Source organism: Mycobacterium sp. E796 (genome assembly GCF_001672815.1).
In the GTDB taxonomy this organism is placed as follows: domain Bacteria; phylum Actinomycetota; class Actinomycetes; order Mycobacteriales; family Mycobacteriaceae; genus Mycobacterium.
Window position 1 is genome coordinate 19525 of the sequence record NZ_LZKK01000029.1, and the last position, 14372, is coordinate 33896.

At 70.7% G+C, this 14372-nt stretch carries 14 protein-coding genes and 1 pseudogene; 7 read left to right on the forward strand and 8 right to left on the reverse strand.

Features of this window, described 5'->3' with window-relative positions:
• Positions 1–36 precede the first annotated feature (36 nt).
• The 3 genes from A5706_RS02150 to A5706_RS02160 are packed head-to-tail and all read left to right on the forward strand — an operon-like array spanning position 37 to position 3169.
• Positions 37–993 carry a hypothetical protein gene (locus A5706_RS02150; RefSeq protein ID WP_068126576.1) on the forward strand — a complete coding sequence of 319 codons (957 nt, stop codon included), beginning with the start codon at positions 37–39 and terminating at the stop codon, positions 991–993.
• Positions 990–1319, forward strand: coding sequence for a hypothetical protein (locus A5706_RS02155; RefSeq protein ID WP_068126578.1), 330 nt, complete (start codon positions 990–992; stop codon positions 1317–1319). The genes A5706_RS02150 and A5706_RS02155 overlap by 4 nt, the downstream gene beginning before the upstream one ends.
• Positions 1316–3169 (forward strand): GMC family oxidoreductase, encoded by a 1854-nt coding sequence (locus A5706_RS02160; RefSeq protein ID WP_068126580.1) that lies wholly within the window; start codon positions 1316–1318, stop codon positions 3167–3169. Before A5706_RS02155 ends, A5706_RS02160 begins: the two co-directional genes overlap by 4 nt.
• Before the next feature lie 103 nt (positions 3170–3272).
• Here A5706_RS02160 and regX read toward each other — a convergent pair whose 3' ends face one another.
• From regX to A5706_RS02190, 6 genes are all read right to left on the reverse strand, one after another.
• Positions 3273–3956 carry a two-component sensory transduction protein RegX gene (gene regX / locus A5706_RS02165; protein WP_046187060.1) on the reverse strand — a complete coding sequence of 228 codons (684 nt, stop codon included), beginning with the start codon at positions 3954–3956 and terminating at the stop codon, positions 3273–3275.
• On the reverse strand, positions 3953–5173 hold the full coding sequence (locus A5706_RS02170; RefSeq protein ID WP_142282078.1) for a cell wall metabolism sensor histidine kinase WalK: 1221 nt from the start codon (positions 5171–5173) through the stop codon (positions 3953–3955). The genes regX and A5706_RS02170 overlap by 4 nt, the downstream gene beginning before the upstream one ends.
• A 149-nt stretch (positions 5174–5322) precedes the next feature.
• Entirely contained in the window at positions 5323–6072 is a 750-nt protein-coding gene (locus A5706_RS02175; RefSeq protein WP_068126582.1) for a phosphoglyceromutase, read from the reverse strand.
• A gap of 23 nt (positions 6073–6095) precedes the next feature.
• Positions 6096–6614, reverse strand: a complete 519-nt coding sequence (locus tag A5706_RS02180; protein WP_068126603.1) for a YbjN domain-containing protein — start codon at positions 6612–6614, stop codon at positions 6096–6098.
• Positions 6611–7942 carry a D-inositol-3-phosphate glycosyltransferase gene (gene mshA, locus A5706_RS02185; protein ID WP_068126585.1) on the reverse strand — a complete coding sequence of 444 codons (1332 nt, stop codon included), beginning with the start codon at positions 7940–7942 and terminating at the stop codon, positions 6611–6613. Before mshA ends, A5706_RS02180 begins: the two co-directional genes overlap by 4 nt.
• A gap of 88 nt (positions 7943–8030) precedes the next feature.
• The gene (locus tag A5706_RS02190) at positions 8031–9341 is read right to left on the reverse strand and encodes an ROK family protein (protein WP_068126587.1); all 1311 of its coding nucleotides are present in this window, start codon (positions 9339–9341) and stop codon (positions 8031–8033) included.
• Positions 9342–9514: 173 nt separating this feature from the next.
• Here A5706_RS02190 and A5706_RS02195 point away from each other — a divergent pair, with 173 nt between their 5' ends.
• Complete coding sequence (locus tag A5706_RS02195; RefSeq protein WP_068126588.1) at positions 9515–10264, forward strand: SDR family oxidoreductase; 750 nt, start codon at positions 9515–9517, stop codon at positions 10262–10264.
• On the opposite strand, the gene A5706_RS02200 is transcribed toward A5706_RS02195, so the two are convergent.
• Positions 10248–11618, reverse strand: a complete 1371-nt coding sequence (locus tag A5706_RS02200) for an Ig-like domain-containing protein (RefSeq protein ID WP_156766921.1) — start codon at positions 11616–11618, stop codon at positions 10248–10250. The two genes, A5706_RS02195 and A5706_RS02200, sit on opposite strands and share 17 nt — an antisense overlap.
• 40 nt (positions 11619–11658) lie before the next feature.
• Positions 11659–12756: a UDP-N-acetylmuramate dehydrogenase gene (locus A5706_RS02205; RefSeq protein WP_068126592.1), complete on the reverse strand. Its 1098-nt coding sequence runs from the start codon at positions 12754–12756 to the stop codon at positions 11659–11661.
• A gap of 26 nt (positions 12757–12782) precedes the next feature.
• Here A5706_RS02205 and A5706_RS02210 point away from each other — a divergent pair, with 26 nt between their 5' ends.
• From A5706_RS02210 to A5706_RS33985, 3 genes and pseudogenes are all read left to right on the forward strand, one after another.
• Positions 12783–13307, forward strand: a complete 525-nt coding sequence (locus A5706_RS02210; protein WP_068126594.1) for a DUF2505 domain-containing protein — start codon at positions 12783–12785, stop codon at positions 13305–13307.
• A gap of 34 nt (positions 13308–13341) precedes the next feature.
• Entirely contained in the window at positions 13342–14178 is an 837-nt protein-coding gene (locus A5706_RS02215; RefSeq protein WP_068126597.1) for a carbon-nitrogen hydrolase family protein, read from the forward strand.
• Positions 14175–14309, forward strand: a pseudogene (locus tag A5706_RS33985) (DUF2993 domain-containing protein); the annotation flags it as partial. The gene A5706_RS02215 and the pseudogene A5706_RS33985, both read left to right, overlap by 4 nt.
• Between the last annotated feature and the right edge of the window lie 63 nt (positions 14310–14372).

Consider the following 14372-nt stretch of genomic DNA (forward strand, 5'->3'; position numbering starts at 1 on the left):
CATGCCCACCGGCGCGTCCGAACCGGAGGTGAACACATGGACGACGAGATGCGATCGGCCACGGCCCCGCGCTGGCGGGGCAAGGCCGGCCGCCTGGAAGTCTGGTACGCCACCTTGTCGGACGCGGCGACCCACGCCGGGCTGTGGATCCACTGCGAGACGGTGGCCCCGCTGCACGCGGCGGACGCCCCCTACGCGCACGGCTGGGCGACCTGGTTCGCGCCCGACGGCCCGCCGCGCACCGAGCGGTTCGGCCCCGAACCCACGTCGCCCGCGGCGGGAGCTGCCTGGTTCGACGCGGCCGGGGTGCGCGCGTCCCACGAAAGGCTGGCCGGCAACGCCGGATCGCTGGCGTGGGAGCTGTCATGGAAGGACGCCGGCACGCCGCTGTGGACGTTCCCGCGCGCGGCCTGGGAGCGCGAGCTGTTGCCGGGCGCCCAGGTGGTCCTGGCGCCGACCGCCGAGTTCGCCGGGTCATTGACCGTCGCCGACGCCACGGTGCAGGTCGACGGCTGGCGCGGCGGCGTCGCCCACATCTACGGGCACGGCAACGCCCGGCGCTGGGGATGGATTCACGCCGACCTCGGTAACGGCGACGTCATGGAAGCGGTCACGGCCGTCTCCCACAAACCGGGGCTGCGCAGGCTCGCGCCGATGGCGTTCGTCCGCTTCCGCATCGACGGAAAAGATTGGCCCACAGGCCCTTTGCCGTCGCTGCGGATCCGCACGACGCTGGGGGTGCGGCACTGGCAGCTGGAGGGGCGCATCGGCGGTCGCCGGGTCCTCATCCGGGTCGACCAACCGCCGGAGAGGTGCGTGAGCCTGGGCTACACCGACCCCGACGGCGGCCGCGCAGTGTGTACGAACACCGAGCAGGCCGACATCCACATCGAGTTCGACGACCGGCGCTGGTCGGTGCTGGGAACCGGGCATGCCGAGGTCGGGCTGCGCGGCGCCGACGCCCCGGAGATCAACGAAAGGATCCCCACGTGAGTTTTGCTCTGGACCCGCCCCTGCTGTTTGCCGCCGGAGTGCTCATCGAGCGGCAACTTCCCGCCGACCGCCGCGATCTGGCCGAGGCCGCCACGCTCGGGATCTTCTTCGGCGGCTCGTTCGGGCTCTACAACAACGTGCCCGGCCTCGGAGTGCTGTGGCGGCCCTTCCGCGCCCGCAACGGGCGCGACTTCATGTGGAACAGCGGCGTTTTCGGCGTCGACACGGCGCGGGCGGGCTGGCCGCTGCACGCAGCGGCGGGCGCCATCTTCGCCACCTATCCGTTCTTCATCAAGTTGGGGCGCCGGCTCGGACGCATCGTATGAGCCGTCTCGCCGCGTCGTTCGGCGCCGCGCTGCTCCCCGAGGAGTGCGGCGGCCCGGCACCGGCCCAGCTCGTCGAGCGCGTCGACCGCTACCTGAACCGGCTGCCCGCGACCTCCCGGTGGGCCGTGCGGGCCGGACTGCTCTCGGTCGCCGCGGCCAGCTACCTCACCAGCGGGCGCTCACTGTCGCGGCTCGACGCCGGCCAACGGGACCGGGTGCTGCGGCGGGTCGCGGCGCTCGGCCCCGACGCCGGCGCGGCGGTCGAGGCCATGAAGGCGGTCGTGTTGCTCGCCAACGGCGCGGAAACCTATGCGCCGGAGCTCCTTTCGCGTGCGCAGCGACACGACATCGCGCGTCCCGATGCGCCGTTGACCGTCACCCCGTCGACCGAGAGCCCCTCCATCGTCGCCGCCGACGCCGTCATCGTGGGGTCCGGCGCCGGCGGCGCGATGGCGGCCCGCACATTGGCGCGGGCCGGCCTCGACACCGTCGTGCTCGAGGAGGGACGCCGCTGGACGGTCGAGGAGTTCCGCAGCACCCACCCGATCGACCGCTACGCCGGCCTGTACCGCGGCGCGGGCGCCACCGTCGCGCTGGGGCGCCCTTCGGTGGTGCTGCCCATCGGTCGGGCGGTCGGCGGCACCACCGTGGTGAACTCCGGCACGTGTTACCGGCCGCCGGCCGGCGTGGTGCGGCGCTGGAGCGAGGACTTCGGCCTGCACCTGGCCGATCCGGACCGGCTGGCCGAGCGCCTCGACGACGTCGAGCGCACGCTGCGGGTGGCGCCGGTGCCGCTGGGGATCATGGGCCGCAACGGGCGCCTGCTGCTGGACGCCGCGACGACGCTGGGCTGGCGAGCGGCGCCGATCCCGCGCAACGCACCGGGCTGCGAAGGCTGTTGCCAGTGCGCGATCGGCTGCCCGCGAAACGCCAAGTTTGGCGTGCACCTCAACGCGTTGCCGCAGGCATGTGCCGCGGGGGCGCGGATCATCTCGCACGCCCGCGTCGAGCGGGTGCTGCACCGGCACGGACGCGCCCGCGGCGTGCGGGCCCGCCGGCCCGACGGCACGGCGCTGGACGTCCTTGCGGACACCGTCGTCGTCGCGGCCGGGGCCACCGAGACGCCGGGGCTCTTGCGGCGCAGCGGTTTTGGCGCACACCCCCGCCTCGGCCGAAACCTCGCGCTGCACCCGGCAATGATGCTGGCCGGGCGGTTCGACGACGACGTCGTCGCCTGGCACGGGGTGCTGCAGAGCGCGGCCGTCCACGAGTTCCACGAGTCCCACGGTGTGCTGATCGAAGCAACCTCCACGCCGCCGGGGATGGGCTCGATGGTCTACCCCGGCTACGGCGCCGAGCTGCTCGGCTGGCTGGACCGCGCGCCCCAGGTCGCGACGTTCGGGGCGATGGTGGCCGATCGGGGCGTCGGCTCGGTGTCCTCGGTGCGCGGCGAGACGCTGGTGCGCTACAACCTCGCCCGGGGCGACGCCGCCAAGCTGATGGTTGCGATCGAGGCCATGGGCCGGCTGCTGTTCACCGCCGGCGCCGTCGAGGTGCTCACCGGCCTGCCCGGCGCGACGACCGTGGCGTCGCTGCCCGCGCTGCGCGACGCGCTGGGGCGAAGCGACGCCCGAAGCCTGCACCTGGCCGCCTTCCACCCCACAGGGACCGCGGCGGCGGGCCGCGATGAGCAGCGGTGCCCGGTCGACGAGACGGGGCGGCTGCGCGGCGTGGACGGCGTCTGGGTCGCCGACGCGTCGATCCTGCCGAGCTGCCCGGAGGTGAACCCGCAGCTGTCGATCATGGCGCTGGCGCTCGGGGTGGCCGACGAAATCGTCGGCGCGCGCTAGTTGCGTGTGCGTCCTGGGCGCCCTGAACGCACGATCCCCGCCCCCGGTACACACTCGACCGTCCTGAATGCACACTCGTGGCGGTGGGCGGCGACGCGAGCGGTTAGCCCTCGAGCTTGTATCCCAACCCGCGCACCGTGACCAGGTGCACCGGGTTGGCCGGGTCGGCCTCGATCTTCGAGCGCAGGCGCTTGACGTGCACGTCGAGTGTCTTGGTGTCACCGACGTAATCCGCACCCCACACCCGGTCGATCAGCTGGCCGCGGGTCAGCACCCGCCCGCTGTTGCGCATCAGGTATTCGAGTAGGTCGAATTCCTTAAGCGGCAACGTGATCGTGTCACCGTTGACGGAGACGACATGGCGCTCGACGTCCATCCGGACCGGCCCGGACTCAAGGACACCGTCGCTGATCTCGGAGTCGTCGTCGCCGCCGCGGCGCAGTACCGCGCGGATCCGGGCGATCAGTTCGCGCGCCGAATAGGGTTTGGTGACATAGTCATCCGCGCCGAGCTCGAGGCCGACGACCTTGTCGATCTCGCTGTCGCGGGCGGTCACCATGATCACCGGCACGCTGGAACGGGCGCGCAGCTGCTTGCACACGTCGGTGCCGGACATGCCCGGCAGCATCAGGTCGAGCAGCACAATGTCGGCGCCGCCGCGATCGAACTCGGCGAGTGCTGCGGGTCCATCGGTCACGACCGTGGCCTCAAAGCCCTCCTTGCGCAGGAGGAATGCCAGAGGATCGGCCAACGACTCCTCGTCCTCCACGATCAGCACGCTCGTCATCTACTCAATTCTTCCTCTCGTTGTGACCGGTTGGGCCGCACCTCACGACCCCGCGGTTGCTCGGGTTCCTCGTCGCCGTCCTGGTAGGCCGGAATCGACAGCGTGAACGTCGATCCGGTTCCCGGCTTGCTCCACACGCCGATGCTGCCGTTGTGGTTGGCCGCAACGTGTTTGACGATCGCGAGCCCCAGCCCGCTGCCGCCGGTGGCCCGCGAGCGGGCCTTATCGCCGCGGAAGAACCGCTCGAAGACGCGTTCCTGGTCTTCCAGCGCGATGCCGATTCCGCGGTCGGTCACGGCGATCTCGATGTTGTCGCCGCGGCGCCGACGGCTGATCGACACCGGCGAGCCCGGGGGCGAATAGGCGATCGCGTTGGACACCAGGTTGGCGAGCGCGGTCACCAGCAGCGTTTCGTCGCCCAGCACCCGCAGGCCGCTGGGCGCGTCCGTGCGAATCTCGATGTCGGCGTTCTCGGCGGCCACCTTGTGGCGCGAAATTGCCTCGGACACAACGGTATCGACCTCGACGTCGGTGACGTTCGGCAACGGGTCGGCGCCTTGCAGCCGGGACAGCTCGATCAGCTCGGCGACCATGTCCCCCAGTCGATTGGCTTCCACGAGCACCTTTTCGGCGAAGCGGCGAACGGTTTCCGAGTCGTCCGCGGACGCCAGCAGCGCCTCGGCGAGCAGCGCCATGGCGCCCACCGGGGTCTTGAGCTCGTGGCTGACGTTGGCCACGAAATCGCGCCGGGTGGCCTCCATCCGGGCGTAGTCGGACTGGTCGTGGACGAACACCACCGCGAACCGGCGGTCCTCTTCGCTGAGCAACCGTGCTTGCCCGTGCACCGACAGGCCGGAGCGGCCCGCGGCGCGTTTGGGCGGCCGCAGGTCGAACTCGACGTCGACGCCGGTGAGCGCCTGCTGCGCGGCCTGCCAGGCCTGGTCGTCGAGTTGCCGATCACGAACCAGGCCCAATTCCCTGGCCCGGTCGTTGAGATAGACGACGTCGCGATGCGAATCCACCACCGCGGCTCCGAGCGGCATCAGCGCGACGATGCGTTGCAGCATCTGCGCGACCGTGATGCCCGTCCATTCGGTGGTGGATTGCTGACGGCGCTCGACCGCCCGCGGCGCCAGCCGGACTCCGGCCGCAACACCTACGGCCAGTGCCAGCACTGACAAGACCCCGGCCAGCAACAGCGCCGAGAACACAGTCACAACAAAATCCTACAAATTTGGTGAACGCCGCCCTAGCGGAGCGCGGCCAAAATCGGACAAGTCACACCCTACGCAACAGGTGTTCCGCTGCCGTTTACGCGATGTTTGGCGAAGAGGCCTTTAAAAGCTGCCGGTGGGCGCGGACGAACTCAGCCGCGCCCCTGGCTGGCAACGGCGGCGGCGCCGGCCGCGGCCGCCTCCGGGTCCAGGTAGGTCCCGCCCGGCAGGACCGGCCGCATGTTCGCGTCAAGGTCGTAGCGAAGCGGAATCCCGGTCGGGATGTTCAGCCCGACGATCTCTTCGTCCGACATTTCGTCGAGGTATTTGACCAGGGCCCGCAGCGAGTTGCCGTGCGCGACGATCAGGACCGTCTTGCCGGTCCGCAGATCGGGGACGATGACGTCGGTGAAATACGGCAGGAAACGCGCCACCACGTCGGCGAGGCATTCGGTCAGCGGGCCGCCGCCGATGTTGGCGTAGCGGGGGTCGCTGTCCTGGCTGAACTTGCTGCCCCGCTCGATGGGTGGCGGCGGCGTGTCGTAGCTGCGCCGCCAGGTCATGAACTGCTCCTCGCCGTAACGCTCCTTGGTCTCGGCCTTGTTCAGGCCCTGCAGCGCGCCGTAGTGGCGTTCGTTGAGGCGCCAGCTGCGCCGCACCGGGATCCACAGCCGGTCGGCGGTGTCCAGCGCCAGGTGCGCGGTGGTGATGGCGCGCCGCAGCAGCGAGGTGTAGAGCACGTCGGGCAGCAGGCCGTGTTCGGTCATCAGCTCGCCGCTTCGGACCGCTTCCGCCCGGCCCTTCTCGGTCAGCCCGACGTCGACCCAGCCCGTGAACAGGTTGAGGGCATTCCAGTCGCTCTCGCCGTGGCGGAGCAGCACCAGCGTGGCAGTGTCTCCCATGCCGGAAAGTCTCTCACGCGGCGCTATTGGTCGTCGGAGTCGTCGTCGTCAATGAGATGCGCGAACGCCTGCAGGTTCTTCAGCGACTCTCCGCGAGACACCCGCCACTCCCACTCTTTCTGGATGGATGAGCGAAAACCCAACTCCAGCAACGTGTTAAAGTCCGAGTCCACCGCCTCGAGCACCTGGCCGAGCACCCGGTCGATCTCGTCGGCATCGACCGACGCCAGCGACATGCGGCCCACCAGGTAGATGTCGCCCACGTTGTCCAGCGTGTAGGCGACCCCGTACAGCCGGCGATTGCGCCTGAGCAGGAACCGGTACACGCCCTCGTGGTTCTCGTCGGGCTTGCGGCACACGAACGCCTCCACGCGCACCGAATGCTCGCCGACGCTCAGGATGGTGTTGGTCTTGAGCTTGCGCTCGCCGGGCAACTCCACCACCAGGCCCGGCAGGCCGCCGTGCGCGCCGGGGAATTCCGAGTAGGCCAGCCCGCTCGCCCGCAGCGTGTGCTCGATCACGGCCTGAACCGTCGTATTCACGCGTCCACCCCGCGACGCGTCGCCCAACGGCGGGGCTTGCGCATCGAGGCCCGGTCGCGAAACCGGCGCTGGCGCAGGGCGGTGAAGTCGCCGATCGCGCGCCGATAGCTCGCCAGCAGCGCGTCGGTGGTGTTGTCCCAGGAGAAGGTGGCCGCGTGCGCGGCGGCCGCACGGCCCATCGCGTCGGCCTGCGGCGGGGGCAGGCGCAGCAGCCGATCCAGGGCGTCCGCCCAGTCGCCGACGTCGTGTCCGGCCACCAGGGCGCCGGAGATCCCGTCGCGCACGGCCACTGGAAGGCCGCCGACCGCGGCGGCAGCCACCGGGGTGCCGCACGCCTGCGCCTCCAGGGCGACGAGCCCGAACGACTCCGAATAGCTAGGCACCGCAACAAGATTGGCGGCCTGGAACAGCGTCGCGAGGTCACCGCGGGACTGCGGCGGCAGGAACGTGACCCGGTCGGTGATGCCGAGTTCGCCGGCCAGCCGAACCAGCCCGTCCGGGGAGGCCAGGCCGCTGCCCGACGGGCCGCCGGCCACCACGATGCGCACCCCGGGCAGTTTCGCGGCGGCGCGCAGCACGATGTCGGGCGCCTTCAGTGGCTGGATCCGGCCGACGAAGGCCACCACGTCCTCGTCGGGCGGGAAGCCGAGCGCGGCCCGCGCGGCGCGGCGATCGCCCGGGCGGAACACGTCCAGATCCACACCGGGATGTACCACATCGATGCGGGCCGGGTCGGCGTGATGAATCGAAATCAACTGCCGCGCTTCGTCTTCGGTGTTGACGATCAGCCGGTCCGCCTCATCGACGACCTGCTGCTCCCCCACCGTGCGCAGCGGCGGCTCGGGCGCATCCCCGTCGGCCAGGGCCGCGTTTTTCACCGCGGCGAGCGTGTGCGCGGTGTGCACCAGCGGCACCGCCCAGCGGTCTCGGGCCAGCCAGCCGACCTGCCCGGACAGCCAGTAGTGGGAGTGGACGATGTCGTAGTGGCCCGGCTCGTGCGACGCCTCGGCGCGCAGCACCCCGGCCGCGAACGCGCACAGCTGGGTCGGCAGGTCGTACTTGTCCAGGCCCTCGAACGGCCCCGCCACCACGTTGCGGACCAGCACGCCGGGCGCCACATGGGCGACCGGCGGATCGGCCGACGCGGTGGCCCGGGTGAAGATCTCCACCTCGATGCCGCGGCGGGCCAGGTGCAGCGCGGTTTGCAGCACGTAGACGTTCATGCCGCCGGCGTCGCCGGTCCCCGGCTGTGCCAGCGGTGAGGTGTGCACCGCCAACACTGCAACCCGGCGCGGGCCGTTCAGCCGGAGGACGTCGTCGTGCCGCACCCTTTCATCTTTACAGGACGGCCCGCTCCGCGGCCCACGGCCTCTTTTACAGGACGGGCCGCGACCCGACCCAAGCGCGCCGTTCGCGCTAAGCGGACGTCTCGTCGGCGGCGACGTCCCGCAGCCGAGCGTCCAGCGCCCCGGCGCGCCGCATCGCGCCAAGGGGATCGGCGTACAACCCGCCCAGCGACACCGTCCCGGCCCCCGCCTCCTGCACCCGGTTGCCGAAGGCGGTGACGCGGATATCGCGCGGTGCCAGGACCGAGTTTGCGGCGAACGCCGCCTCCACGTGCTCCATCGCCTCGGGGTACTCGGTGAAGGCCTGCCCACCGACCACCAACTCGTCGGGGTTGAGCATGTCGCGCAGCAGGGCGACCGCCTCGCCGAGGATCCGCGCCCGCTCCGCGAGCAGCTCCCTGGCCTGCTGATTGCCGGCCCGAGCCACCCGCAGTAGGTCGGTCATCGCGGTCGCGGACCCGTTGATGCGGGTCGCCGGGGCGACGCCGGGAAGGATCTTGAGCCGGCGCGCGGCGGCCAGCACCGCTTCGTCGCTGACGGTGGACTCCAGCTGTCCGGCGCCGCCGAGCAAGTCGGAGTGGGCGGGCAGCGTCGCGATGGTGCCGGGGCCGCTGGTCGGGCAGTGCACCCGTCCGCCGATCACCAGCGCATAGCCGACGGTCTCGCGGGCGTAGACGTAGAGGCTGGTCGGTGAGCTCGGCGCGAATCGCCGCAGGCCGAGCAGCAGCTCGGCGCCGGCCATGGCATCGACGTGCGAGGCCACCGAGACGGGCAGTCCGAGCGCGTCGGCCAGCACCGGGCCCACCGGCGCCTGCCGCCAGCCCAGCCTCGGGTGGTCGACGTGGCCGGTGGCGCTGTCGACGGTGCCACCGATCGCCACCCCGACCCAGAGCGGACGGCGCCGGTGCCAGCGCCTCAGGTACCGGCTGGCGCTCTCGGCCAGCGACGCCAGCGCGGGCCCGGCGGCGCTGAGCGGCGTCGGGGTCTCGACGGTGTCCAGCGTGCGTCCGAACAGGTCGGTCGCCACGATGCTGGTGGTGCGCGCCCCGATGTGGATGCCGAGCGTGACGAACGGTTCGTGGTTGAGCTCCACCGGCACGCGTGGGCGTCCGATGGCCCCGGATACGGCCAGGTCGGCGCGCTCGCGCAACAGCCCGGCGTCGAGCAGCGCGATGACTTGGCGGTTGACGGTGGCGATGCTCAGCGACGTGACGCCGGCGATGACGTCACGGCCGACCGGGCCACGCAACCGGACGGCCCGGAAGACGGAAGCCGCCGCCGAATCAGAGATGTGCAGCGCCGGGGGCAGGATCTGGCGGTGCAACCGGAGGGGTGCCTTGCGGCTGGGGGAATGAGTGTGGGTGAGAGTAGTCGTGCGCACGAGATTCCTTTGTCCGAGTTCGAATGGCCGGCTTCGGCCACGCCTGAAAGGTCAGGAGCGGCAAAGTGCGCGGCAACAACACGCACTCGCCGCGCAAAGACACGCGGCGGTGTTGTCGAACAGGGCGCTGAGGTGCACCCCGAGAATTTAGCACGTTTATTAGAGTTATTCCGATGAACGCAGTTGGGGGGCAACGACGGGTCGCGGTGGTCACCGGCGCCAGCTCCGGGATCGGCGAGGCGACCGCCAAAACCCTTGCGGCCCTTGGCTTTCACGTGGTCGCTGTGGCGCGCCGCGCGGATCGGATCAACGCGCTGGCGGACGAAATCGGCGGGACCGGCGTTGTGGCCGACGTCACAGACGATGCGGCGGTGCAAGCGCTGGCGGACAAGCTCGGCCGGGTCGACATGTTGGTCAACAACGCCGGTGGCGCTTGGGGTCTCGAACCCGTCGCCGAGGCCGACCTGGAGCACTGGCGGTGGATGTGGGAGACCAACGTGATGGGCACGCTGCGCGTCACCCGCGCGCTGCTGCCCAAGCTGGTCGAATCCGGTGACGGCCTGATCGTCACGGTCACCTCGGTCGCGGCGCTGGAGACCTACGACGGCGGCGCCGGCTACACGGCGGCCAAACACGCCCAGGGCGCGCTGCACCGAACGCTGCGCGGCGAGCTACTCGGAAAACCCGTGCGGCTCACGGAGATTGCCCCCGGCGCGGTCGAAACCGAGTTCTCGCTGGTCCGTTTCGACGGCGACGAACAGCGCGCGGACGCGGTGTACGCCGGGCTGACGCCGTTGACGGCCGCCGACGTCGCCGAGGTAATCGGGTTCGTCGCCTCGCGGCCGTCCCACGTCGACCTCGACCTGATCGTCATGAAGCCGCGCGACCAGGCCAGCGCGACGCGGTTTAACCGCCGGGGCTAGGCGAAGGCGTGGTGGTCGTCGGAGAAGAAGTGGGCGTGCCCGACAGCGTCGGGGCGTTCGACGGGGTGACCGGCGCGGTCACCGGGATCTGAGTGGCCGGCGGGTGCGCCGTCGGGGGCGGCAGCGCCGACATCGCCACCCAGGTGTCCCAGTCCACGGCCCAGTCCCAGATGTCGCCGTCGGAGTAGGACAGCTGGATCGAGCTGCCGGTCACCTCGACGGGGTCACCGTAGATCGCGGTGCGGTAGTACTGCTCGGCGTCGGAGGTCGACAGGTTGATGCAGCCGTTGGTGACGTTGCTGTTGCCCTGCGCGCCCGCGCTCGACGGGTTCGCGTGGATGAACTCGCCGTTGTTGGAGATCCGCACCGCCCAGCGCTCGTGGGCGTTGGTGTAGCCCGCCGCCGGGTTGGACATGTAGAAGTCGGCGTACTTCTCGGTCACCACGTGAATGCCGTTGCGGGTGACGTTGCGCGCCTTGTCGGCCTCGCCGTAGCTGCAGGGGAAGTCCATGATGACGCCGGCATCGGTGACGACCTGGATGCGGTGCGAGGAAACCTCGGCCTTGACGACCTGCTTGCGGCCGATCTGGAAGCGCAGCGAGATGTCGTCGGCGCCGAACGCGCCGTCACCGAACGGCCGCCCGTACAGCTTGGCGTCGACGTTGACCGTGGTGCCCGCCGGGTAGTACTCGCGCGGGCGCCAGTGCACGCGCGCCCCCTGCGCCTCGTCGGGCAGCCACGCCCAGCTGCCCTCGACGGGCGGCGTGGTGGTGACGGTGAGTGCCTTCTCGACGGAGGCCTTGTCGCTGATCGGCGCGTCGAACTGGATGATGATCGGCGCGGCGACCCCGACGGTCTGGCCGTCGGCCAACTGGAAGGCCCCGCCGATCTTCTTGCTCGGCGTCACGGTGGTGAACTTGCCGGTCACCGGGATCGCCTTGCCGTTGTGGCCGACGGCCGAACCGCTCCAGGTGTAGGTCGCGTCGTAGCCCAGGGGCTCGGTGGTCGTGTAGACGGTGCGGTCGGCGTTGAAGGATCCGGCGACCACCTTGCCCGACGAGTTCGTCAACGCCACCTTCTGGAACCAGCCGTCGCTGACCTGGACGCTGATCGGCGAGATCGGAACCACGTCGGAGGCGGCGTCCGCCGGCTGGAACTTCAGCTGGGGCGCCGGCGGCTCCTTCTTGGTCTCGGCTTGCTTGGCCGCGGTGCCCGCGCAGGCGGCCAACACGCTGGGGGCGAACACGCCGAGCCCGAGGGCCGCCAGGGCCAAGCGCCGGTTAACCGGCGGCGGGGTACTGGATGTGCTCACGACATCTAAAGATACCGGGAGAATAGACCCCAACGGCGCCACGACAATTCGGCGCCGACGCGCAATCACAGGGGATTAGCCGCTACAGCCTGCAGCCGACCAGGACAGGCTCCGGTTCCAGTGTGATGCCAAACACAGCATGGACTCCGTCACGCACCGTGCGGGCCAGCGCGATGACGTCGTTTGCGGTGGCCCCGCCGCGGTTGGTCAGGGCAAGCGCGTGCTTGGTCGAAAGCCGGCAACGTGCCGCTTCGTCGTTCGGATAGCCCTTGCCGAAGCCGGCACGCTCCACCAACCAGCCCGCCGCCAGCTTGACCCCGTCCGGCGCCGGGTAATGCGGAACCGGCCCCTCGACGTCGCGGGCCAGCCGTTCGTAGGCCTCCGGAGCCACCACGGGGTTGGTGAAGAACGAACCCACGCTCCAGGTGTCGTGGTCGCTCGCGTCGAGCACCATGCCCTTGCGCGCCCGCAGCATCAGCACCGCCTCGCGCACGGCTTGGGGATCGGCGCGCTCGCCGGCGGTGGCGTTCAACGCCGCCGTCAGCTCGCCGTAGCGCAGCGGCGCGCTGCGGCCCGACGGGTCCAGTGCGAACTCCACTTCCAGTACCAGCCAAGGGATTTCGCGCCCCGCATGGGACGCCTGCTTGAAGGCGCTGGTGCGGTAACCGAAGCCGAGTTCGTCGCCCGGCACCCAGCGCACCTCACCGCTTTCGCGATCCAGCACCCGCACCCGGGTGATGGTGTCGGACACCTCCGCCCCGTACGCTCCAACGTTCTGCACGGGCGTGGCGCCGGCCGACCCGGGGATGCCCGACAGGCACTCCAGCCCGCCCAAGCCGTGCTCGATGGACTCGACCACCACGTCGTCCCAGACCGCGCCCGCCTCGGCGCGGACCACGTTGCCGTCGACCGTGATGCCGTCGTTGGCCAGGCGCACCGCGGTTAGGTCGCTCAACGTGTCGGCGATCACCAGGTTGGACCCGCCAGCAAACACCAGCACCGGCGTCGCCCGGGCTTCGGAGTCCAACTCACGCAGGGCGGCGACCACCTGATCGGTGCTGGCGCAGGTGATCAGGCGTCGCGCGACCGGCCCGACCCGCAAGGTGGTCAACGGCGCCAGCGGCACCGCCTCATCGACACGCGCGCCGGCGAAGAGCGCACCGGCACCGCTCGAATTCATGGCCCGTAACGGTAGCCTGGCCAGCTATGCCGCATTCATTCGAGTTGTCGGCCGAGTACGAGGAGAGCGTCGAAGAGGTCCACCGCGCTTTCCTGGAGGAGGGGTACTGGCGGGCCAGGCTGGCTGACATTCCCGTCGACGAGGCGAGGCTGGAGTCGATGCGGGTCGGCGGAGAGTCCGGACAGGACGGCACCGTCGAGGTGGTCACGCTGCAGGTGGTGCGCAGCCACAACCTGCACGCCGTCGTCAAGCAGCTGCACCGGGGCGACATCTGCATCAGACGCAAGGAAACCTGGGGTCCGCTCGTCGACGGCACCGCCACGGGCTCGATCGCGGTCACCATCCTGGACACCCCGGTGAACGTGTCGGGACCGGGGGAACTGGCGCCGATCTCCGACACCGGCGGCGCCCGGCTCACCTCCCGGATCACCGTCCAGGTGCGGATCCCGATCATCGGCGGCAAGGTGGAGCGGCTCATCGGCGCCCAGCTGGACGAGCTGGTGAGCCGCGAACAACGGCTGACCGCGGAGTGGATCGCCCAGAGCGCCTGAGCCGCGCATCGTCACCGCGCCTAAGCTGGCGCCCATGCGAATCGCGCTGGCGCAGATCCAAAGTGGCAGCGATCCGGCGACGAACCTCGAGCTGGTCCGCGAAAACACCCGCCGGGCCGCCGACGCGGGTGCGGTGCTGGTGGCCTTCCCGGAGGCGACCATGTGCCGGTTCGGCGTCCCCCTGGCTCCGATCGCCGAGCCCGTCGACGGGCCCTGGGCGAATGGGGTGCGCGCGATCGCGACCGAGTCCGGGATCGCCGTGATCGCGGGCATGTTCACCCCGTCCGGCGACGGACGGGTGAAGAACACGCTGATCGTGGCCGGGCCGGGCACCCCCAACCGGCCCGATGCCCGCTACGACAAGATCCACCTGTACGACGCCTTCGGCTTCGCCGAGTCGCGCACCGTCGCACCGGGCCACGAACCGGTGGTGGTCGACGTCGACGACGTCCGGGTGGGATTGAGCATTTGCTACGACATCCGCTTCCCGGCGCTCTACACCGAGCTGGCCCGCCGCGGTGCCCAGCTGATCGTCGCCTGCGCGTCCTGGGGCTCGGGGCCGGGCAAGCTCGAGCAGTGGACGCTGCTGGCCCGGGCCCGCGCACTGGATTCGATGAGTTATGTCGCCGCGGTCGGTCAGGCCGATCCCGGCGCGGCCCTGACCGATTCCGGGTCGGGCGCGCCGCTGGGGGTGGGCGGCAGCCTCGTGGCCTCACCGCTGGGCGAGGTGGTCGCCTCGGCCGGCGCCGAGCCGCAGCTCGTGGTCGCCGACATCGACGTCGACCGGGTCGCCGCGGCCCGGGACAGCATCGCGGTGCTGCGCAACCGCTCCGACTTTGCTCAGGTGGATAGGGCAGAATCGGTTGGGTGACGAACCCACAGGGCCCACCAGGACCACCGAACGAGGGCCCGTCGACATGGGCCCGTCCCGGCAACCAAGGCCCCTTCGGCCAGCCCCCGACTGAGCGTCCGACCGAACGCATCAACACCGGCGGCCCGGCAGCAGGGTTCTAGTTGGCGAGCCAACCCACGCGGGCCCAGCTGGCGGCCCTGATCGACCACACT